Annotated in this window: 16 protein-coding genes, 3 pseudogenes and 1 other annotated feature (1 of these 20 running past the window's edge); of the genes and pseudogenes, 7 read left to right on the top strand and 12 right to left on the bottom strand. The window is 36.0% G+C overall.

Annotated elements, in window-relative coordinates; genetic code table 11:
* Nucleotides 1–11 precede the first annotated feature (11 nt).
* The 3 genes from LA20531_RS00495 to parE form a co-directional block, all read right to left on the bottom strand.
* Entirely contained in the window at nucleotides 12–977 is a 966-nt protein-coding gene (locus tag LA20531_RS00495) for a LysR family transcriptional regulator (RefSeq protein WP_056940024.1), read from the bottom strand.
* A 149-nt stretch (nucleotides 978–1,126) separates the two neighbouring features.
* Complete coding sequence (parC, locus tag LA20531_RS00490; RefSeq protein ID WP_056940001.1) at nucleotides 1,127–3,583, bottom strand: DNA topoisomerase IV subunit A; 2,457 nt, start codon at nucleotides 3,581–3,583, stop codon at nucleotides 1,127–1,129.
* Nucleotides 3,584–3,600: 17 nt separating this feature from the next.
* A complete protein-coding gene (gene parE, locus LA20531_RS00485) occupies nucleotides 3,601–5,547 on the bottom strand; it encodes a DNA topoisomerase IV subunit B (RefSeq protein WP_056940000.1) in 1,947 nt (648 codons plus the stop codon).
* Between the two features lie 96 nt (nucleotides 5,548–5,643).
* Here parE and plsY point away from each other — a divergent pair, with 96 nt between their 5' ends.
* Nucleotides 5,644–6,273, top strand: a complete 630-nt coding sequence (gene plsY, locus LA20531_RS00480; RefSeq protein ID WP_013438000.1) for a glycerol-3-phosphate 1-O-acyltransferase PlsY — start codon at nucleotides 5,644–5,646, stop codon at nucleotides 6,271–6,273.
* A 137-nt stretch (nucleotides 6,274–6,410) separates the two neighbouring features.
* On the opposite strand, the gene LA20531_RS00475 is transcribed toward plsY, so the two are convergent.
* The gene (locus LA20531_RS00475; protein ID WP_056939999.1) at nucleotides 6,411–9,950 is read right to left on the bottom strand and encodes a DEAD/DEAH box helicase; all 3,540 of its coding nucleotides are present in this window, start codon (nucleotides 9,948–9,950) and stop codon (nucleotides 6,411–6,413) included.
* 126 nt (nucleotides 9,951–10,076) lie between these two features.
* Between LA20531_RS00475 and LA20531_RS00470 the strand changes: the two genes are divergently transcribed.
* On the top strand, nucleotides 10,077–10,355 hold the full coding sequence (locus LA20531_RS00470) for a hypothetical protein (protein WP_056939998.1): 279 nt from the start codon (nucleotides 10,077–10,079) through the stop codon (nucleotides 10,353–10,355).
* Between the two features lie 619 nt (nucleotides 10,356–10,974).
* Here the strand turns inward: LA20531_RS00470 and LA20531_RS00460 are convergent.
* On the bottom strand, nucleotides 10,975–12,009 hold the full coding sequence (locus LA20531_RS00460; protein ID WP_056939997.1) for a YeiH family protein: 1,035 nt from the start codon (nucleotides 12,007–12,009) through the stop codon (nucleotides 10,975–10,977).
* A gap of 191 nt (nucleotides 12,010–12,200) precedes the next feature.
* On the opposite strand from LA20531_RS00460, the gene LA20531_RS00455 reads away from it, so the two are divergent.
* Both LA20531_RS00455 and LA20531_RS11325 read left to right on the top strand, forming a co-directional pair.
* On the top strand, nucleotides 12,201–12,854 hold the full coding sequence (locus tag LA20531_RS00455; RefSeq protein ID WP_056939996.1) for an endonuclease III domain-containing protein: 654 nt from the start codon (nucleotides 12,201–12,203) through the stop codon (nucleotides 12,852–12,854).
* 142 nt (nucleotides 12,855–12,996) lie between these two features.
* Entirely contained in the window at nucleotides 12,997–13,206 is a 210-nt protein-coding gene (locus tag LA20531_RS11325) for a hypothetical protein (RefSeq protein WP_201779574.1), read from the top strand.
* Nucleotide 13,207: 1 nt separating this feature from the next.
* Here the strand turns inward: LA20531_RS11325 and LA20531_RS00445 are convergent, their stop codons facing one another.
* The gene (locus tag LA20531_RS00445; protein ID WP_056940023.1) at nucleotides 13,208–14,440 is read right to left on the bottom strand and encodes a replication-associated recombination protein A; all 1,233 of its coding nucleotides are present in this window, start codon (nucleotides 14,438–14,440) and stop codon (nucleotides 13,208–13,210) included.
* A 266-nt stretch (nucleotides 14,441–14,706) separates the two neighbouring features.
* Between LA20531_RS00445 and LA20531_RS00440 the strand changes: the two genes are divergently transcribed.
* The 3 genes from LA20531_RS00440 to proC are packed head-to-tail and all read left to right on the top strand — an operon-like array spanning nucleotide 14,707 to nucleotide 16,519.
* Entirely contained in the window at nucleotides 14,707–15,360 is a 654-nt protein-coding gene (locus tag LA20531_RS00440) for a DUF3800 domain-containing protein (RefSeq protein ID WP_162252725.1), read from the top strand.
* Between the two features lie 49 nt (nucleotides 15,361–15,409).
* A complete protein-coding gene (locus LA20531_RS00435) occupies nucleotides 15,410–15,709 on the top strand; it encodes a hypothetical protein (RefSeq protein ID WP_056939994.1) in 300 nt (99 codons plus the stop codon).
* A gap of 36 nt (nucleotides 15,710–15,745) precedes the next feature.
* Entirely contained in the window at nucleotides 15,746–16,519 is a 774-nt protein-coding gene (gene proC, locus LA20531_RS00430; RefSeq protein WP_056939993.1) for a pyrroline-5-carboxylate reductase, read from the top strand.
* A 52-nt stretch (nucleotides 16,520–16,571) separates the two neighbouring features.
* Here proC and LA20531_RS00425 read toward each other — a convergent pair.
* From LA20531_RS00425 to brnQ, 6 genes and pseudogenes are all read right to left on the bottom strand, one after another.
* Nucleotides 16,572–17,433 (bottom strand): annotated as a pseudogene (locus LA20531_RS00425) (alpha/beta hydrolase).
* A gap of 147 nt (nucleotides 17,434–17,580) precedes the next feature.
* Nucleotides 17,581–18,951, bottom strand: a complete 1,371-nt coding sequence (locus LA20531_RS00420; protein WP_056939992.1) for an APC family permease — start codon at nucleotides 18,949–18,951, stop codon at nucleotides 17,581–17,583.
* A 180-nt stretch (nucleotides 18,952–19,131) separates the two neighbouring features.
* A pseudogene (locus LA20531_RS00415) lies at nucleotides 19,132–19,795 on the bottom strand (NAD(P)H-binding protein).
* A gap of 186 nt (nucleotides 19,796–19,981) precedes the next feature.
* Nucleotides 19,982–20,962 (bottom strand): annotated as a pseudogene (locus LA20531_RS00410) (alcohol dehydrogenase catalytic domain-containing protein); the annotation flags it as partial.
* A complete protein-coding gene (locus LA20531_RS11965) occupies nucleotides 20,851–21,126 on the bottom strand; it encodes an RNA 2'-phosphotransferase (RefSeq protein ID WP_056939991.1) in 276 nt (91 codons plus the stop codon). The gene LA20531_RS11965 and the pseudogene LA20531_RS00410, both read right to left, overlap by 112 nt.
* 88 nt (nucleotides 21,127–21,214) lie before the next feature.
* Nucleotides 21,215–22,594, bottom strand: coding sequence for a branched-chain amino acid transport system II carrier protein (gene brnQ / locus LA20531_RS00400; RefSeq protein WP_056939990.1), 1,380 nt, complete (start codon nucleotides 22,592–22,594; stop codon nucleotides 21,215–21,217).
* Nucleotides 22,595–22,658: 64 nt separating this feature from the next.
* Nucleotides 22,659–22,775, bottom strand: a binding site (T-box leader) (it continues 131 nt past the right edge of the window).

Raw genomic sequence — 22,775 nt, 5'->3', positions numbered from 1 at the left:
TTTTTCTAACTTTATTTTTGTTTTACTTCTCTTAATAGTCTACTAGAATCTAAGCGTTTATCCAAGAACATTTCAAATTCTTTTAGCATATTTTCCATTCTTGGAATTTCTAACTTACCCTTACGGTAGACATAAGAAATATGGAAATCATGCTCTCCTTGTAGGTAAATAGGAGTTAAACTGATTTCATCTTTGTGGGCGTCATAGTAGGATTGAGTAACATAAGTATCGTAGTCTGTTACTTCTGCCATTTGGACCATTTCTTTAGTAGAAGCAATCTTCATATAAATATCTGGTTTGTGCTTTTTACCAAATAGCTCGTACATTAAGTGAGTTACGTAAAAGTCATCTGGATATGCAATCCATTTTCTGTTGATGAAGCGTGATACTGGATAAGTTTCACCTGCTTCTACAGTTGTCTTGTGTGTTAAAACAACTAAGCGATCAGAAGAAATGTCATTGTGATTGTATTGATGACGCAAATTAGTTTCTTCCTTCTTGGTGTTATCTGGCAAATACATAATTGCTAGATCTATTAAATTAGTGTCGAGTCTACGCCAAAGCTCTTTTCTATCATAGTAATCGACTGAAAAAGTAACTTCTGGATATTTTCTGTGGAAGAAGCGTAGAAATTCGTAAAAGACATCAGCTTGCAGAGTATCCAAAACTCCAACGGAAATATTACCCTTGTCGGCTTGTGTGTATTCTTGAATGTCACTTACAACACCATTGATAGTGCTCAATAGCTCAATTGCGGCAGACTCCATTTCCTTCCCTGCTTCAGTTAAGTACAATTTCTTACCCATTTGGCCAAATAAAGGAGCACCAATTGCATATTCCAATTTTTTGACTTGTTGGGTTAATGCAGGTTGAGTGATACCAAGAATTTGAGCAGCTTGAGTGTAGTTCATGGTGTCAATCAATTGTAAAAAGTAACGTAAGGATTTGACCGAAAGTATAGTATCTGTTTTAGGCATAGTAATTATCTTCTTCCCTAAAATATTATTTAATAATAAGCCGTGTCCCATAACCATCTTCATTATCTATCCAAAAATAAATAGTGTCAAAACAAACTTCTTAACACTATTTATAAATATCTAAGTTGAAACTAATTAATAATAAAAAACTAATCTTGGCTACTAATTGGTCGTCCTAACTCAATACTTGTTGGGATTCCATCTGTTGTTGTATCGATGACGAATGAACCATTTGAATATCGATCGCCTAAAGGATATTCATTAGTTTGAATCTTAACGTGACGATCACTAGTTGTTGTAATATGCAATACATGATCTTGAGCATATGGTACCAAGGCAGCGATTCTATGTGGCTTAGTCTTTAATTCACGCAATACTAAGACGCCTCGTTTAGCTCTAGACACTTTATTAACCAATTTTAATTTGAACTGCTTAAATGCACCACGCTGAGTAATCAAACCGACATGCATTAAATCAACATATTTATTATCAACTAATACATAATTTACGATATAGTCGTCTTCTTTAAGATTGGCTGATTTAACACCCACAGCCTTAGAACCTGATGTAGGAATTTCACTTATATCATATCTAATTGCATAAGCCCGATGAGTAAATAAGGTAATTTCCTTTTTAGCATCAGGTTTAACGGCATCTACACCAACTAATAGGCTATCCTTATTCTTTAATTTGATTGCGGTCATAGCACGAGATTTGTAAGTTCTCGTAGGCTGCAAGTTAGCAAGTTCCAATTGTTTGATATAGCCATCATTTGTAACCAACAAGAAATTGATATTTGCGCTTAACTTGTCTAAAACAAATACACGAATGATCTTTTCGTCATTATCTAGACCTATTTCTTGAGACAAGTGTTGTCCTGTTTCTTTCCATTTAACTTCGACTAATTCATGAACTGGACGATAAATCACATTGCCTCGGTTGGTAAACAGATAAAGATTAGATAATATTGATAGTGTGTTTTCATAAACTACCTTGTCACCATCAGGCAAACCATTATCCGCATCATCTGTTGACTGATATGATCTGATAGATGAGCGCTTGAGATAGCCATCACGACTAATCAAGACACGTACTTGTTCATCAGCTACTAATGCCTTTTCATCAATTTCAACTTTGGCACTTTCTTGAGAGATTTGAGTACGACGAGGGTTGCTGAATTCTTTCTTTACTGCTGAAAGTTCCTTGATTATTTCTTTTTCAAGGGTCTTACGGTCAGACAAAAGTTTGCGGTATTTTTCAGCTAACTTATTGAGCTTATCTTGTTCAGCAATCAATTCGTTTACATCAGTATTGGTTAATCTGTAAAGTTGTAAAGAAACGATAGCTTCAGCTTGCTTTTCAGTGAATTTGTATTTAGCAATTAAATTCTTCTTGGCATCAGCTTTGTTCTTAGATGCACGAATAGTCTTAATTACTTGATCCAAAATATCCATTGCGTGAATTAAACCTTGGATAATTTCTAAACGAGCTTCAGCCTTGTTTAAATCGAATTTAGTACGCTTAGTAACAACGTCAACTTCATGTTCCAAGTATGAAATTAGAATATGCTTTAACCCTACTTGAACTGGTGTCATGTGGTCAATTGCAACCATATTGAAGTTATAAGATACTTGCAAATCAGTATTCTTAAACAAGTAGTTTAAGATGTTTTGTGCATCAGTATCTTTCTTCAATTCAATTACGATTGATAAACCATGACGGTCAGTTTCATCACGGACTTCTGCAATACCATCGATTTCCTTGTTTAAGCGGATTTCATCGATTTTCTTTACAAGAAGAGATTTATTAACATCAAATGGAATTTCAGTAGCTACAATTTCTTGACGGTGTCCACGGATATCTTGAATGCTTGTTTTTGCACGAACTTGAATACGACCGCGACCAGTCTTGTATGCTTCTTTGATCCCCTTGGTGCCCATAATGATAGCACCTGTAGGAAAATCTGGTCCCTTAACGTATTTCATCAAGTCCTCAAGAGTTGCATCAGGATGCTTTAATAAATAAATTGTGGCATCGATAACTTCTCCTAAATTGTGAGGTGGAATCTCAGTGGCATATCCTGCTGAAATACCGGTTGAACCGTTAACTAATAAATTAGGGAAACGTGCTGGTAATACAGTTGGTTCATATTCGGTATCATCGAAGTTGAGAACCATATTGACAGTGTCTTTATCAATATCTTGTAAAAGCATATTTGAAATCTTGCTTAAACGAGATTCGGTATAACGCATTGCGGCTGGTCCATCACCATCCATTGAACCATTGTTACCGTGCATCTCTACTAATGGTTCACGCATCTTCCAATCTTGAGACAAGTGAACTAAAGCACCATAAATAGAACTATCACCGTGTGGGTGGAAGTTACCCATGATGTTTCCGACAGCTTTAGCCGCCTTTTTAAATGGCTTGTCGTAGGTATTTCCATCCTGGTACATTGCGTATAAAATACGACGCTGTACGGGTTTTAAACCATCACGAATATCTGGCAACGCACGTTCTTGAATAATATATTTAGAATATCTTCCGAAACGCTCACCCATAACTTGTTCAAGGGGCATTTCGCGAATTCGTTCTTTTGTGGCCATTAAATTAAAAACCTTCTTTATTCATCTTCAGATTCTAGAATTGAGCCGTCTTCGCCCATTCTGAATTTGACATTTTCTTCAATCCATTTTCTTCTTGCAGCAACTTTGTCGCCCATTAAGGTAGTTACTCTTCTCTCGGCTAAAGCGGCATCATCGATTTTTACTCTAATCAACATTCTAGATTCAGGATCCATGGTTGTTTGCCAAAGCTGTTCAGCATTCATTTCACCAAGTCCCTTAAATCTTTGCAAGGAGTATCCACGACCCATTTTCTTTTCGTCTTCTGCTAGTTCTTCATCAGTCCAAGCATATTGGATCTTACTCTTTTTGCCACGACCTTTTTGCAGACGATAAAGAGGTGGCAAAGCAATATAAACTTTACCCTTCTCGATCATCGGGCGCATGTAGCGGTAGAAGAAAGTCAATAACAAAATTTGAATGTGAGCACCATCATCATCGGCGTCAGTCATGATAATAACTTTGTCATAATTAGAGTCATCTACATTAAATTCTGTTCCGACCCCCGCACCAATGGTATAGATCATTGTGTTAATTTCTTCATTCTTGAAGATATCTTGCAATTTAGCCTTTTGAGTATTCAAGACCTTACCACGAAGAGGAAGAATAGCTTGGAAGCGTCTATCTCTACCTTGTTTTGCTGAACCACCGGCAGAGTCCCCTTCTACTAGGAATAGCTCATTTTTCTTAGGATTACGTGATTGAGCAGGGGTAAGTTTACCAGAAAGGACTTCCTTCTTACGTCTCTTTTTGCCGTTTCTGCTTTCATCTCTAGCTTTTTTAGCGGCTTCACGTGCATCCCTAGCTCGTTGAGCCTTCTTAACCAATTCCTGAGCTAACTCACCATTTTCCATGAGATAGTAAGACATCTTTTCATATACAAGTGAATCAACCGCAGAACGTGCTTGGGGCGTACCTAGCTTACCCTTAGTCTGTCCTTCAAATTCAAGTAATTCTTCCGGAATCTTTACTGACAATACCGCACTTAAGCCTTCACGATAGTCGGATCCATCAATATTCTTATCCTTTTTGCCAAGTAAACCTTGCTTTTTAGCATAATCGTTAAAAGCTCTAGTAAATCCACTACGCGCACCAGATTCATGGGTACCACCGTCCCCAGTACGTACATTGTTAACAAATGAAACTAAATTTTCTGAATAGCCATCACTATATTGACCAGCAAATTCAATTTCCATGCCATCTTGTTTTCCTTCAAAATAGAAAACGTCACTGATTGTTCCTTTTCCTTCATTAAGGTAGGAAACAAATGACTTAATCCCGTCATCATATTGGAAAACATCCTGATGTTCTGGTTCACGTTCATCTGTTAAAACAAATTTAACACCCTTAAGTAAAAATGCAGATTCACGAATTCGTTCTTGAATTGTCTCGTATTTATACTTAGTAGTTGAAAAGATAGTTTGATCAGGTTTGAAAGTAATAGTTGTACCTGTCTTATCTTTGGTTTTACCAACGCATTTAAGTGTACCAACAGGATGACCGCCATTTTTAAATTCTTCTTCATAGGCCTTGCCATCACGAACCACTCTTACTTTCATATAACTTGAAAGAGCATTAACAACTGATGAACCTACACCGTGAAGCCCACCTGATGTCTTATAGTTCTGTTCGGTAAATTTACCACCTGCATGAAGTACAGTTAAGATAACTTCAATTGTTGGCTTACCAGACTTGTGCATCCCTGTAGGCATGCCACGTCCAAAGTCTCTTACAGTAACACTATTGTCTTTATGGATCGTTACATCAATTTCTTTACCAAAACCAGCCATCGCTTCGTCGACTGAGTTATCGACAATTTCATAAACTAGTTGATTAAGACCGTGTATATCAGTTGAACCAATATACATACCAGGTCTTTTACGGACTGCTTCTAGTCCATGTAAGATTTGAATTGAAGAATCATCATAAGTATTAGCTTTTGCCACTAAAATTCCTCCGCTTGTTCATAAATTCAGCAACTACCATATATTTAAAAGATAATCTTTGCTAAAATAGCGATAGATTAATAGGAGTTGTTAAATATGTTTGCATTAAAATTTGCATCGTTGTTTATTTTAGCATATTTGCTCGGATCGTTTCCGACAGGTATATTAGTTGGAAAAACCTTTTTCCATAAAGACATTAGAAAATACGGTTCAGGAAATATCGGGACTACAAATACATTTAGAGTTCTAGGTCCTGTAGCAGGCATCATCGTGTTCTTAGTTGATTTCTTTAAAGGAACGCTAGCTACATTGATTCCTGTCATTTTTAACTTAGGTCCACATTATCTTTGCCTTATTTTTGGTTTAGCTGCAATCTTAGGTCATGCTTTCCCTGTATTCTTGAAATTCAAGGGAGGCAAGGCTGTTGCAACTTCAGCAGGTTTTCTATTAGGATACAATGTACATTTCTTCTTGATTTGTGCAGCAATATTCTTCCCTGTCTTGTTTATCACAAGTATGGTCTCATTAACCAGCTTAATCTCAGTGGTCCTAATCTTTATCGCTTCGTTCTTTTTCCACGACATTGCCTTAAGCATTATCAGTGGATTGCTTGTAGTCTTAATCTACTGGAGCCATAGAAGCAATATTAGCCGAATCGAACACCACCAAGAAAACATGGTACCGTTTGGTTTATATTACTGGTACAAAAAGAAACATGCTAAATAAACTAATAAGCAAAATATAAAACCAGCAAGTGTTTAACTTGTTGGCTTTTTGTTACATAAATTATTATACTCATGCAAACAATCGTTCGCAAGAATAAAAAGCATAAATTAAGAAAGATATAACTATAAGCTATTCTTTTATTTTAGCAGTTTAAGTAGATCTTCTCTATTCATTGTAGCATTAGCCATATCTTTATTGTTTAGTATTGCTTGTGCAAGTTCTGCTTTCTTTTGCTGCAACTTGATGATCCGTTCTTCTATTGTATCCTGCGTGACCATCTTATAAATTTTAACAGAATTCTTTTGCCCTATTCTGTGTGCTCGATCTGTTGCTTGATTCTCTGCTGCTATATTCCACCATGGATCATAATGAATAACTACATCAGCACTAGTTAAATTAATACCAGTTCCCCCAGCCTTAAGAGAGATCAAAAAGACACCAGGCTGCTTTAATGAATTAAAGTGTTGAATATCTTCCTGCCTCTTCTCTTTTGGCGTAGATCCAGTAAGCATAAAAGTAGGCACCTTTAATTTCGCCAGTTTCTCTTGCAAAATATCTAGCATAGAAGTGAATTGGGAGAACAGTAAAATCTTATGTCCGTTTTCTAGATTGCTCTTTATTAAATCAATAGTCGCTTTTAATTTATCGGATTTGCCATGGTAATTATCATATAAAAGATGCGGATCACAGCAGATCTCTCGTAATTTAGTAATTTGTGCCAAAATCTGAAAACGAGACTTTTTAAAATCATCATCGTCTTGTCCATTTAATTGGGCAATAATTTTATTCATCTGCAGATGATATAGACTAGCCTGTTTTTGGTTCATCTTGATAGGAATAACCTCTTCGTCTTTAGCAGGCAAATCCTTTAAAACATCTTTCTTAAGTCGCCGCAAGATAAATGGAGCTACTGTCTCACTTAATGCAGATTCTAGGTCCTTATCTTCTTTTTTAACGATAGGTACTTCAAACTTCTTTTTGAAGTCCACGTAAGAGCCCAAGAAGCCAGGCATTAGGTAGTCAAAAATACTCCATAATTCACTTAGCTTATTTTCAATTGGCGTTCCTGTTAGAGCTAATCTGTGTTGTGCCTTAATAACTTTAACGGATTGAGCCGTGATCGACTGGTGATTCTTAATATTTTGTGCCTCGTCTAAGATTTGTAAATCAAAAGATAAGTTGTGATAAGCTTCTAGATCGTGATTAAGCGATTGATATGAGGTAATTAGTACATCATATTTGTTTTGATGTACTAACATATTGCGTCGTTCATCATTGCTGCCGCCCAATACTCCAACAGATAACTCAGGTGCAAACTTATTTATCTCAGCTTGCCAATTATAGATTACGGAAGCTGGTGCAATAACTAAACTTGGTAGATTACTCTTATGTTGCTGTTTTCTGGCTAAAAGCACAGCAATAACTTGTAAAGTCTTGCCTAGTCCCATTTCATCTGCTAATAGACCGCCAAAATTATAATTAATGATTGTACTAATCCAGTTAAATCCTGCTTTTTGATATGGTCTCAGCGTATTTTGAAGAGTTTGCGGAATTGCATCCCTGCGTATACGGTTGTTAGACAAATCAGCGATTAATCTATTAAAGGTATCATTAGTTGAAAAATGCAGAGCGCTCATACTTTTCATTTGCTTGGCAAAATAAAAGGCTCTGTACGCAGGTATTTGTAATTTGCCATGAATGAAATCAGTAAATTTGATGTTCAAATCATGCATTGTTTGCGCAAGTTGCTCTATTGTAGGCTGTTCAGTCTTTTGCAATATGCCATTCTTTAAAACAAAATAACGTTTCTTTTCTTGATAGGCTTTTAATGCAGCTTGAATATCTTCTAGACTATGCTCCTGACTAGTCAGATCTACATTAAGCAACTCATTTGTTAAGTTAACACTTACGCCAATTTGCGTATTAATCTTAATTCCTTTTAGCAATGATCTAAAATTAGCGGTAATTTGCACTTCACCGAGTTCTTTTAGCTTTTCAAGTCCATTATCCAAAAAATCCGCAACAGCATCCGCATCTTCATTTGGAAGAATATATTGTTCTTTATCAAAATCAGTAAAGTACTGCTTAAGCTTATTTTGAACAGATTCTTCAAGATCAGATTCTCGTTTTTCGTTTGCAACATAGTCACGATTTAATGGATATTCTGCATCCCCATATACAGTCATAGCTGTGCAGCGAATCTTACCACCTAGATAGTCTAATTTGAAAATAAACCTAGCTTCAGGCGGCAGCTTATCTTTTAACTCTTGTGCACCTGTTACGGATACATGCTCAGCTTGTTCTAATGTAGACAAAATATTGCGTGCAAACTGTAAGACCGTCTTTTTACTGAAACGTAGCTCATCTCCCGGATGAAGTTTTAGCTTCTGTAAATATTGTGGCGTCAGACCCATATACTTGATCCAAACACCTTTGTAATAGCCGTAATAACTATTTCTACCAGCGATTATAGTTCTAGCCGGAAAATCCTCAATTGTGACAATCGCTCCACCTTTATCAGCAGTAATGTTGATATTTAAGTCTAACTGATCAGAAGTATATCCTACTAAATGAGTACCTGAATAAAGCTTAGTACCGTTGTAAATTAGATCATTTACTTCATCAGCAATTGAATTTTCAATTTCAATTGAATCAAAATGGCTGCTTCCACTGTAATAAACACTTAAATTGCGTGCATCGATAATCCTTGCAATGAAATCAAGCCATTTCTTACTGTCTTGAGTCATTTGATTGGGATCAATTGGTTCATTAAAGAACTTCCCTAATTTTACTGGCGTTTGTTTATGCACTGCATCTATTAATGCATTTAGATCATTAATTTGGTATAAGTGTTTCTCTATTCCTAACTTAAAGGTTAATCGAAGCATTCTACCATAATTGTCAATTTGCGATCTTAAAATAGTAGGACTTTTAACTTTAGCAGCATTGTCTGAATATAAATCTAACAACTGATTGGCGGCTTGATTGGTTACATCAAAAGGATCATCTTTAATATATTCTTTTAAAAATTTAAGTAAGGCAAAAATAGTAATCGTATCTTGATCTTTAATATCTGTTCTATTCTCAAAGTCGATAGTTAGAATTTGCCAGCGTGTGAATTTAATATATAAATTTTGCCAATTACCCTTTTCGTTTTCAAAATTCCAGATATATTCGTAAGCACGCATTTTGTCGTCGATTTTGCGGAAATTAATTTCCTGTAAGGTATCAATTAACCGCAATGCATGATCATAAGATTCTTGACTAAATGTTCTTTGACCGATAATTTCAAAAGGATCGATAGCAGAATTGGCTTGAATGATTGCTTGTTTAATCTGATCAGAGGTTAAATCCTTAAAGTCGACTTGAGCGCCATCCATAACTGCTTGTGTGTCTGTATTATTTTGCTTTTCTTCTGCTGCCATTAATGCGGCTACTTGGTGTTTGCAGCGATGGCCTTTCATAGCCCAAGGACAATTACACTTTAATTCAGATGCTCGACCGTCTGGGCGTAAACGTCCAGAAACATTATAGTATCGACCTATGCCACCTTGAACTTGAGCTGTGAAGTGCTCTCGATCAGTGGCTAACTGAATGTTTTGTACCATTTGATTTTCAAAATAAATTTCCCCTCGATCTAAAATTCGTTGAGGAAATAATTTAGGCCATTGTGCCATCTGAACAACTCCTTAATTTGGTATAACTTTAAACTACAATACTACATATTAAATAGTAAAAGCCAGTAGAAAGAAATATAATTAAAGTAAAGAAAAATAAGATAAACAAAGAACGAGGTGTTTATTATGCTAGTAAGAAAAATCGTTAAAGCAGCCTTCTATTGTGGCATTGGTTTAGTTGTGGGTAAAACGATTAGTTCACAAAAACATAAAAATGATGTCAAAAAGGTCTTAAGTGCTAATTATATGGACGATCATACCAAAGTGGAATTAATGCAAGACTTAAATGGAATAAAAGTTGATCATAAAAAAGATAAAAAAATTCAATTGGATAAAAACTTAAATACTGTGAAAAATAAATCTGTTATTTTGGCTAAGAAAGTAGCATATAAATTGGCTAAATAAGGGATGCACCTCGTTTTAGGGGTGCTTTTTTTTATGATAAATTTTATTAAAAATTGCGAGCATTTTAGTATTAACAAATGTCAAGTTCACATTATAATATGGTTGTAAGGAGTGCAGTATTAACATGTTTGCTTATAGAATCATATGATAGTGTAAATAAAATACGAACAGATAGGGGTAATTAAATTGACTCAGCAATTTGGAAGACTAACTGCTGAAGATTTGGATTGCTACAGAGAACTGTTTTCAGGCATTACTAAGAAACTTCAGAGGAAATCTATCACCGTAGCGTGAAGGAAGAAAATCGTGAATACTGTCGTAATATCAAAGACTATCTAGAAGTTTATCCAGAACCCTACCCCGACTACGATAGCTTGGTAAGTTTCTTTGATGATAATGAAAAAGATGTAAATGCGGATTCGAATATTTCCGATTGAAAAAGTATTCTATATCGTTAGTTGTTTTGGTACAATATTTTGTTGGAAAGTGATAATTACTGTATTTTTTGGGGAGATGATGATGCAGTTTGTGTTAACACAAAAGTTGAGTTGAGAGTAAATTAAAAGATATGAGATGTTAAAAAAGAAATGACTAGAGGGGTCATCTCTTTTTTGTGCTTTTAGAAGAATAATTTACTCATGATGATCATGAATACCAATAAACAGGTTGAACTGATTGCTGCTGCTCCAAATACTGAACCACCACGTTTGAAGATAACTTTAAAGTTAACAGAAACACCCAATGCAGCCATAGCCATTCCTAAGAAGATGTAAGCTACTTGTACTAAAGCGTCTAATGAACTAGCTGAGAATGGCAAGTAAGTGCCCAAAATACTAGTTAAAATGAAACCGCCTAAGAACCAAGGATTTGGTAACTTACCGTTCTTTTGAGCTTTTTCAACATTGCCTGTATTTGTTTTAGCTGAACGACGTTGGTATAAGTAACCGATAATTAATGCTACAGGTGCTAAAAGAATTACACGAGATAATTTCATAATTAAAGCACTGTCTAAACTGATGTTACCAAATGCACCACCTGAAGCAACTGCATGAGCAATTTCGTGTAAAGAACCGCCAGCAACAATACCAAATTGAGAATCAGTCAAACCTAAGATTGGTTTAAGTCCAATTTCTAATAAAGTAAAGACTGTACCCATTACGCATACAACTGCTACAGCTAAAACTTCGTTTTCTCTTTTTCGTTCTTCACTAGCAGCTGTAATTTGTGGGGACACACCCATTACGGCTGCCGCACCACAGACACCACAACCGCATGCTGAGAGAAATGCTAATTCATCTTCTGCACCGAATTTACGGCTGAGCCAATAAGTTAATGAAATAGTACCTGCAACTGCAAGTGCAGCAACTAAGATGGTTTTGATACCTGCTGCTGCCAATTTTTCTAAATCAAGTCTAAAGCCGAGCAAAATCATTCCTAATCTTAGGAACTTATTTGAAATAAAGCCCATACCACCTGAAGCTTCTTGACGTGTACTCTCTGGTAGAAACTGCATAAGAATACCTAATAAAAGTGCTAATACCAAAGCTCCAATTAAGTTAGCGTATGGTAGTTTGGCTAAAAGAATACCAGCAAGAGAACAAGTCAAAGTCATGATGGCTGCTAGCCTAAATGATTTAGTTTTGATAATTTCCAATAAAAGGATCTCCAAATATATAAAGTTGTTTTACAAAGTACCCGAACTTTGTTTCATTACATTGCTCATAATATCACAATATCAGTATAAAAGTGACACAGTGTCTCTTTTTTATAATTTCTTAAGAAATACTATAATTGGATTTGTAAGACTAAATATATAGATTCTTTATAAGAAAATGAGTGATAAGTATGGAGAAAATAACCCTAAATCAACTTTACGACATCATGTATGATCATATGGATCCCACTGGCTGGTGGCCTGGACGCAGTGATTGGGAAGTGATCTGGTCGACAATTTTAATTCAAAATACCAACTGGAAAAATGTAGCTAAAGCACTCACCTCTCTTTATTATGCTACTGACTTTTTACCTCAAAATATTTTAAATATGACAAATGAAGAACTGAGCAAAATGATTGTTTCTGCTGGTTTTTATACTCGCAAAACACAAACTATCAAGAATGTTGCCACCTATTTTAATGACAACTTTGATTGCGATTTAGAATTAGCTCAGGAACAAAATAAACGTAAATTACGCCAAGAAATTTTATCTATTCATGGTATTGGCCCTGAAACTGCAGACGTTATTTTGATGTATGGCCTTCGCAAAGGTGAATTTGTGGTTGATACATATTCTCGCCGTTTATTTACCTGTTTGGGTTGGAAAAATGTGCCGCCATATGAAAAAGCAAAAGTTTTGATTGAGAAGAATCTAGATAATTTCACTTTACGTAATTATCAGAATTTTCATGCGATGATAGATACTTTTAATCAGGAATATAAGTTGCCACAACAGTTTGATAATTCATTTTTGGCGAAATATGAATTAATTATTCCTTATTAGATTGATTGTGGGAGAATTTTACTTTTAAGGAAAAACTATTATCAGTTCCTATAATATTGGCCTTTGGCGTCAGATTTATGAACATGAAATTCCGGATGGCCAATTTATCTATCAAACTAAATCTCATGAATATAGCGAAATATTGAATTATTCGATTTTGCCATATTTCACTACTAACGTGACTGTGATGGACGATAATTGGGGACTCAATTTGCCTGGCAATCGTGTGAATATCCCTATTAAAGATGAAAGTGCTCATCAAAAATTCTATGCCGTCTTTTTAAAACAAAATAAAAATCGACTCATGCCCCTGATCAGTAGTTTGCAAGATCAATGGGCTAAAGTCGATTAACTTAATCATCATAGTCTTTGTTATAAATATAGCGATGCAGCCTAAGATAAAGATCAAAAAGCTTTTGTTCATTTGCATTGTCTTTAGGGTGATAATATTGTTTGTTTTCCAATCCTTTAGGCATGTAATTTTGTTTAGCAATTTGATGTGGCTGCTCAAAGGGAGATTCAATCAATCCCCCACCCGTTATTTCTTCAGAATGCTTGTAGTGCATGTCCCGTAAACCACGCGGCATGGGATGCTGACTAGGATATTCTGTATCTTCATCAAGTTTATCCCATATTTCATCAAAACTTCCAGATTTTGGAGATAAACACATTAGCATCGTTGCAAACATTAACGGATATTTTGCTTTGGGCATCCCTACCTTTTCGGCTTGATTAGCTGCAATGACAATTTGAGTCACCTGCTCGGGATTAGCCAAACCAATATAGGTATAAGGTATTTCTCTGAGTCTTCTAACCACTGAAGGCAGATCGCCATTTTTTAACAAAACAGCTAAATAATAAAGTGCCGCGTCGGTATCTGAACCGGCCATTGAGTCAGAGTAAGCAGCCAAGTAATCATAATGCTTGGTTGCTTTTTTGTCATATGCAAAATGCTGTTCTTTTACAAATTGCTTAACCGCTGAAGTAGATAACTTATCTGGATTAGTTGCATGAATTACTTCCAAAATATTCAATGCAACACGTAAATCTCCGTCAGCAGAGGTGGCTATTAACTTGATTGCTTCCTCATCAAACTGATCATCTTTTAAATGATAGATTTTTTGGATTGCTCTATTTAATACCGTTTGAATATCTTTATCAGTTAATGCCTTAAATTCAAAGATCTGGCAACGTGACCGCACCGCCGGAACAATTGACATGATAGGATTCTCAGTAGTTGCACCAATCAATATAACGTGACCGTTTTCTAAATATGGCAGCAAAAAATCTTGCAAAGTTTTGGTCATCCGATGAATTTCGTCGATAAGTAAGACAAAAGTTTGATGAGGATATGTATCAATGATATTAAGCAACTTAGCTTTATTATCAATAGAAGCGTTAAATGAAGCAAAAGCATACTCATTAGTGCGAGCAATGATTCGAGCTAAACTAGATTTTCCTGTTCCAGGAGGTCCCCATAAAAGTAGTGAGATTGGTACTTTTTGCTCAATAATTTGACGAAGAGGCTTCCCTTTTCCCAGTAACTCTTGTTGTCCCACGATTTCTTTTAGGTTGTTAGGTCTCATTTGATCAGCCAAAGGTTGATTGAAAAGCAATATCTTCCCTTCTTTTCTTTCTGAATTAAACACTTATTAATATAAGCTTTTAACCAACTTTAATGCAAAATAATTGACTTAATTAAAACAAATGTTCACATTTTTATAAAAGTCTCTTTTATTTTGATCATATGTTTGGTATATTCTTTATGCAAACAAATGTTTCTAATTGGGAGTAAACTATGAGAAACTTAATTTATCACCTAAAACTTAGACTATATCCGCCTTTTAAGTTAATGGAAAAGACTACTGAAGCTAATGTAGAGCATTTTAAGGTCTATATTGATGAGAGTATTCTTTATGAACAACAAGAAGAAATGATGATTGCCAGATGCTTCATTGTTGCCTTTTATACTATTAAGGCTAAGGATATTGAAAGGCTAAATTGTGCTTATAAACAAACCATTTATGCTAATAAAGCAACACATGAAAAGAAAAGTAATCAGGTATCAGATAAGACTAACAGGCAAGCTCTTGAGATAGCACAGAATTACTTAGTAAACGCGACTGTGCTAGAGCGTTCAGCAATTGATTATAGTCAGTTTGGTGCTTGGAAAAAGAATATGTATTTAAGCTTGGAGCTCTTGTCATATATTCAGCCCATTAAAAATATTTTTTTGCAACTAAAAAATTGTGCAAAAACTGCTGAAATTATAGTAGATGTTGTTATTGATAGAACTTCGCAGAATTGTATTGATCCTTGTTTGAGTTTAAATAAACAATTGTTGGATAGATTAGCTCAAGAAGTAAGCGATTCGGACAATTGTGTAGTAATTAACTATCAAACCGTCGATAGCAAAGAAAGCTATGGTATCCAAGTAGCTGATATGTTTGCAGGAGCTTATCGAAAAGAGCTGTCATCCTATTACATTTCTGAGGAATCTTTTTAAAAGAAAAGATGATAGTTTATACGTTGAAAAAGATCCTTTTCTAGAAGTGATGGATTTACTTCGTAAACTAAAGACGGTCAATAATAAAAGAAAGCGTAAGAAAATCATCGCACTCTGTTGCAATTTAAATACGCAATTGGATGATTTGGTTAAACGCGCACGACTTAAGCCTCATGCTTTTGCTGCAACTTTAAGTAAAAAGCTTGACGATAAGCACTACGAAAGAACATTGGTAAATTTACGACACAATTTAAAACAAATGAACAGGACTTGTATTAATAAATCTGCGCGTAAATTTATGACAGATGAACTAAAAGCATTTAATACTAAAATAAAGAAGTATTGCTAATATATATTTGAAATTATTGTATAAAGGAGAAAAATTATGACTAAAGTTGCTGTAGTTGGTGTAGGACATATGGGAAGTGCCATTATTAAAGGACTTAAACACAATCCTAAAAATCATATTATTGCTGAAAATCCAGTTAACCTACGAGTATCAAAATTAGCTAAAGAACTAGAATTTGAATTAGTTAATACTCTAGCTGATTTAGTTGAAAAAAATCCAGAAATTGTCATTTTGACAACGCCAGCGAATATTACTCTTGATCTGGTTCCAGAGCTGATGAATCTTGATAATGATACGATCATCCTCTCAGCCGCTGCTGGCATTGAATACAAAAAGATAAAGGATATTTTACCTAATCACACAGTTGCTAGAATTATTCCAAATATTCCTGTCGTAATCAATGCTGGAACTATTGGCTTATTTATACCTGAAACAGTTGATCAACATAAACGTCAATTCATTGTAGATTTTTTGAGCCAATTGGGTGATGTTATTCCAGTCAAGGAAGATCAATTAAGTATTGTGGGCACAATTGGTGGTTGCGGTCCTGCTTTTGTAGATGTTTTTCTTGACGCACTTGGGGATGCAGGTGTACTGAATGGCTTGCCACGAGATTTAGCCAATACTTTAGCAGCAAGCATGGTAAAAGGTTCAGCTAGTCTAGCTTATGAAAGTAAAACTGCGCCAGCTATTCTGCGTGATCAAGTTTGCTCACCCGGTGGCACGACGATTCAGGGAGTAGCCAGTTTAGAGCAGAATAGTTTTAGATACGCGGTCATTGATGCTGTAAATAAGGCTAATAAAAACTAATTAAGTTATATAAAAAATAGAGGCCAGATGACCTCTATTTCTATTGTTCAATTTACTTATTCCACAAGAATTTGATTAATACTTTATCTACTTGCGAGTTATTGTGCAACTTAGAGTGTTGTGCATTCTTACCTTTGATTTTTACTACTTGATAAGATTTTGCACAGTCAGCAACCAAGTATTTCAAGGATAGGGATGAGACATTTTCTACTCTACCATCACTATTATTACCAATATCACCAATGATATTTAATACTTGAACTTGATTTTTAGGATAGGCTGTTCTTGCCTGTGTCATTTGCTTATAAGTGGCATTCATCTTATTAGGCTTGCCGTTTTTATCGAGTTTCATCCCTGCCGGCTGTTTAATAGCACTTGGTAAACCATCAAAGGTCAAACCAGCAAAGTGACCAGCAATGTTAACTTCTTTTTGCAGCTGTGGCATCTTTTTGCCATTTTGAAGCATGTAGTAAATAATTGAAATGTTGCCTAAAGAATGTCCAACCATATTGATCTTTTTAATGCCGTATTGTTTTTGTAAAGCTTTAACAACATTAGTGGCATAAACACCATGCTTATTAAAATCTAATTGGCGATTATTTTCATAGTTAACTTCACAAATTGGATTCTTAGCTCCTTTTGGCCATGAACCAATTAAAGTGACTCTACCGTTACCGTCCACTTCGGCTCTAATTACAGATTTAGTAACACCGGCCCCTACCATATGTTCCTCTGCATGATAAGATGAACTGCCACCATGGAAAAATAATGTTGGAGTTGATGTGATTTAATGCCTTTTTAGTTGTTCTAGTATTTTGACTACTTGTACCTTGATTAGAAGTTGAATTAGAGCAAGCAGTTAAGAATATAGTAGCTAGAAAAGCTATTAGAATAAGATATCGTTTTTTCTTCATTGTTGATCTACCCTTTTCTTATTTAATATCTTCCAATATTGTATGCCTCTTTGATATTTTCATGTAATTCAAGCCATATGGATGCTAGTAAATTAGATTTAAAATAAACAAAAAACTGCCGAAATCTATTGACAGTTTTGTAATAAGTTAAAACTTGATCTTATTATGTCTCAATTTATCCAAAAACTCTTTGTGCAGCTTTTCCATTTCTTCCATGGCAGGATCTTGGTCCATGAAGATATATAATACAGCACCGATAGCTGCTACAACTACTCCCACTAAAAGAGTTACAGGTGTGAAGTTAGTAACCATATAGCATGAGACAATCAAAGCAATAATTGGAATAGTATACTTACCAGGTAACTTAAATCCGTGGTTAGGAAATTCATTACTGTGTTTGAATTTAATTACAGCTAAGATTGATGGAACATACTGAATAAATGAAGCCAATACGGTACATGATACTAGGAATAAGTATGATTGAGTTACAAATACACCAGTTAAAATAGCTGTCACAATGATGCCGACCCATGGTGCATCGTGTTTATTATTTTTGCCAACCCATGCAGGTAAAAGTTCTTGTTCATTTGGGAGGGATGCAATCAAAGATGGAGCGTTAAATGATGCAGAAAATGCAACACCAAAGATTGGGATAAGCATACCTACGATAATGAATGAGTAGCCCCACTTACCAATGCCATTTCCTAGTGCACTTGCTAATGGTGTTGAATAAGTGCTTAATTTACTACCAACAAGGCCAATAGCTACAAACATCATTAAGCAGTCTAAAATAGTGACACTAACCATTACGGCTATTAGAACCAGTGGAATATTCTTTTCAGGATTATTCATTTGACGAGCCGCAATTGGAATAAATGAAAAGCCGGTAAACAAATAGAATATTGGAGTAAATGCTGCACCAAAGTGTTGCAAAAATGGTCCAGCCCCTTTCGTAGCCGCTACTGGAATAATTGGTGAGAAGTTACCTTGATGAATGAAGAATGCCCCTACAATGATAAAGATAAGCAATGTAATCATTTTTGCGGCTGCTGAAATATTGTTTACTAGTTTGACTAATGAACGACCAAAGAAGTTTATGATGGCGAATAAAATAATTAACCCAAATGCTAGTAAATAATAGATAGTTTGATTATTTAAGACTGGCCAAAAGCTCTTCAGCGTAGTTAGTAATGCGACAATTTCAGCCCCTAATGTACAACAACCTAAAAACCAAGTAAAAACACCTAATTCGTATCCAGTGAATCGGCCAAAAGCATGATAAGCATATAGCCACGCTGCTCCAGACCCTTTAAATCTGCTTGATAAGTCTGCGTAGCATAGAGCGATCATTGATACAACGACGGCGGTCAATAATAATACCACGATTGCCATTAGATTCATCTCATGATAAATCTTGGCTGGCAGTAAGAAAGTACTTGACCCAATTACTGCGTTAATCCCTAAGAAATAAATAGAAATGAAGGACAATTTCTTAGGTTTCTTATCTGAATTTTCCACGATAAGCCCCGATTCTATAATCCTCCCATTATTTATCTTTACAATTCTTATTTTAGGCCAAGAAGCTTCTGATAGTATAATAATAGACAAAAAAAGCTAGTCTTTCCGACCAGCTATAAGAATATAAATATTAAGTATAAGTATATCTAATTTTCAATAGGGATAGAGGTAATAGAGTAATTAATATACTGGCTTGTCTGAGCCTTGAGTTGCAGGGTCAGCAAAACCAATACTTTCCTTGCTGTATTTAGTAGGATCTTCAATGATGTTTTTAACTACGTCGGCAACACTCTTTCTTGAAACAGAAACACCAACATATTCTTCACCCTTTTGGGTAACGGTGTAGTTAGTGTCGTCACGATCGTTAAGCCATGCTAAACGCATAACAGTGTAATCCAAATCTGAATCTTCAGCATATTTGTCTGAAAGAACCATTGAGTTATCAGGTTCTACCTTACCGCCAAAGCAGACGCTACGGTTGTAGTCACCGAATTTGCCAGGAACTTCATCATAAATACCCAAGATGTTTGAAGAAATAAGACGCTTTACACCTTCTTCATCCATGATCTTGATAACATCTTGAGTAACCTTAGCACCGGCACCATGGTCAACAAATGCTACAAAGACGATGTCTTGGCCCTTGATTGCTTTGCGTAAATCTTCTGGGTCATTAGCATCCCCCATCAATAATAGTTACTTGAGGATTATCTTTTAAGCTGTCCAAACGGCTGGCATTTCTAAGGAATAAGGTTAAATGTACATCTTTATCATTATTTAAAATATCATTTTCAACTAAGCGAGCGATTTGACCATTAGCACCAATAATTGCTACGTTTTTTGTCATTGGTATTCTTCCTTTCTGTTCTTTTTACATCTCATCTACATTTAATAGTATAGAAGAATCTGAATATAAAAAATTACTTATTAAGTATGGGGGCTATGCATAGAATGTATAGCAAAATAATAAGGAATAAAAAAGGCAGAGGAGTTACAGCTCTTCTACCCTTTTATATATTAATGATTATAAGCTTTATTTGTCAGCAACAATAACAAGTGACTTGATAGTTTCACGCTTATCCATTGCTTCATAGGCTTCTTGAATGTGATCTAAGTCAAAACGCTTAGTAAATACCTTACCTGGGTTGATTTCACCATCAAGAACAGCCTTTAATAAGATGTTCTTGTCGTAGGTAGTAACATTAGCAATACCACCACGAAGACCAATGTTCTTCCAGAATAAAGTTTTTGATGATGGTTCAGTTTGAGGAACACCAACACGACCAATTACGGCATCTGGACGAGCGATCTTACCAGCTTGTTCAATAGCACTAACTGCACCAACACATTCTTGAACTGCGTCAACGCCAACGCTGTTAGTTAATTCCATAACCTTCTTGATAGCGTCATCGCCACGCTCAGAAACAATGTCAGTTGCACCAAATTCACGACCTAACTTTGCACGGTCTTCATGGTGACTCATCAAGATAATTCTCTTAGCGCCACGAAGTCTTGCACCGATAACACCACAAAGACCTACAGCACCGTCACCGATAACTGCTACAGTGTCACCTTCATTAACTTCAGCACTAGCAGCTGAGTGATAACCAGTGGCCATAACATCAGCCAAGGTCAAGAAGTTATTAAGTTGTGCGTCAGTGTAATCTTCTGGCTTGCCAGGGATCTTAACTAATGCCCAGTTAGCATGTTCAAATCTAAGGTATTCACCTTGGTAACCACCGTTTGGTCCTTCGGTTGGTTCTAAGCATGAACCATCAAATCCGGCGCGACATGCCGCACATTTACCACAACCATGAGTAAATGGGGCGATGACAAAGTCACCTGGATGAACAGCAACAACATCGCTACCGACTTCTTCAACGATACCGATTGCTTCGTGACCTACTGTAGTGCCTGATTCACGTTTTGCAATACCACGGTACCACCATAAGTCAGAACCACAAACACAAGCACGAAGAATTCTAATAATAGCATCTGTAGGCTTCTTAATTTCGGCTGAAAATGGTGCATTCTATTCATTGCATCTAGGAAGTCTTGTAGATCGACAAAGCCGTATTTGTCTAACTTTAAACCATATTTGCCTGGATTATGTCGTAAACAATGGGACATCTTTTTACTGATGAAAATATTACTGCGATGATCCCATCTGTTTTGCAATTTTTGTCACCTGAACTTTCACATCTATTTTAAGACAAAAATAAAAAATCCTTCTCTCCAACTCCCCATAGAGAAAAGGATTTATTACTTATTCTAATTCGTCTTCAACTTGAGCAACTTTTTGTCCTCTTACAAAGTGAACTGCCAAACCGATTACCGCACCAACCAAAGCTGGAACAAGCCATGACAATTCCATGTTTGCAAGTGGCAATGCGTTTCTCCATGAAGCTACTGTCAAACCAAAACTACTTTGGCTAACTACGCTTGGAAAAGCCACTACCATATCACCTAATGCAGGAACAACAGTGAACAAGATTACAAAGAAGTAAACAACGCCATCTTTCTTAAATAATGGTGAGAAAACTGAAAGGATGATCAATACCATTGATAAAGGATATAGGAACATAAGCATTGGGGTTGACCAAGCGATGATTTGATCCAAACCGAAGTTAGCAGTTAAGAATGATGCCAAGCAGCTAAGTGCAAGCCATGCATGGTAGCTTACCTTTGGAAAATGCTTATGGAAATCTTGAGCAAATGCGGCAACCAAACCTACAGCTGTAGTCAAGCAAGTAATAGTTAACAAGAATGCAAGCAACGCTTGACCAAACATACCACCATAGTAGTTAACGATTTGGTTAAAAGCAACACCACCGTTGTCAGAAACATTAAACTTACCAAGTGACATTTCACCCATCAAGATGAGCAATAAGTAGATTAAGCCGATGGCAGCTACAGCTACCACCCCTGATTTAGCAACAACTTTTGATACGCTTTTTGCGTCTTTTTGTCCCATTCCACGTACAGCCGTTACTACAGTTACGCCGAAGGCCAAACCAGCCAAGGCATCCATTGTGTTGTAACCTTCTAAGAATCCATTAACTAAAGCTGAGTGCTTGTAAGCTCCTGTTACAGCTGCAGTTTGTGGATTACCTAATGGGTTTACAAATGCGACAACGAATACTAAGAAAAGCAAGGCCAAGAATAAAGGGTTTAAAACTTTACCAACGTTAGATAAGATGTTGTTTTCATGATATGAAAAGGCAAATGCGGCAACAAAGAATAAGGCAGAGAATATTAATAAAGCTGGAGTCTGCATATTCTTGGGGATGAATGGTGCTACACCTACTGTAAATGAAACAGTTGCAGTTCTTGGTGTACCAAACAATGGTCCGATTGTTGCGTGGATCAATACCATAAAGACTACGGCAAATCCTGCACCAAGCGGTTTACCAATGTCATAAACACCTTCTGAACGAGTGATTGCGACTGCCAATACAGAAAGTAATGGCAACAATACACCGGTGATCAGAAAACCAACAGTGGCTGTACCCCAGTTGGAACCAGCCAATTGGCCTAAATGAAGTGGGAAAATTAGGTTTCCTGCCCCAAAGAATAATCCAAATAATAGAGAAGCAACGACTAAATATTGCTTCCAGGTCAACTTTTGAGATTCGAGATCTTTCATGTCTTCTCCTCCTGAAAAAATAAGTCTGATCACAAAAAAAGTCCCCCAGCCAAAATATCTTTGACTGAGGGACGCTCTAGCGTGGTACCACCCTTTATTCATATTGCTATTTCTAACAATACCTTTCACGTGCGGCCATAAAAAATATGGCGATACGTTGGCACTATAATGGGCGCTCCCA

The organism is Lactobacillus amylovorus DSM 20531, from assembly GCF_002706375.1.
Lineage (GTDB): Bacteria > Bacillota > Bacilli > Lactobacillales > Lactobacillaceae > Lactobacillus > Lactobacillus amylovorus.
The sequence above is the reverse complement of the archived record's forward strand: the minus strand, read 5'-3'. Positions and strand labels throughout refer to the sequence as shown.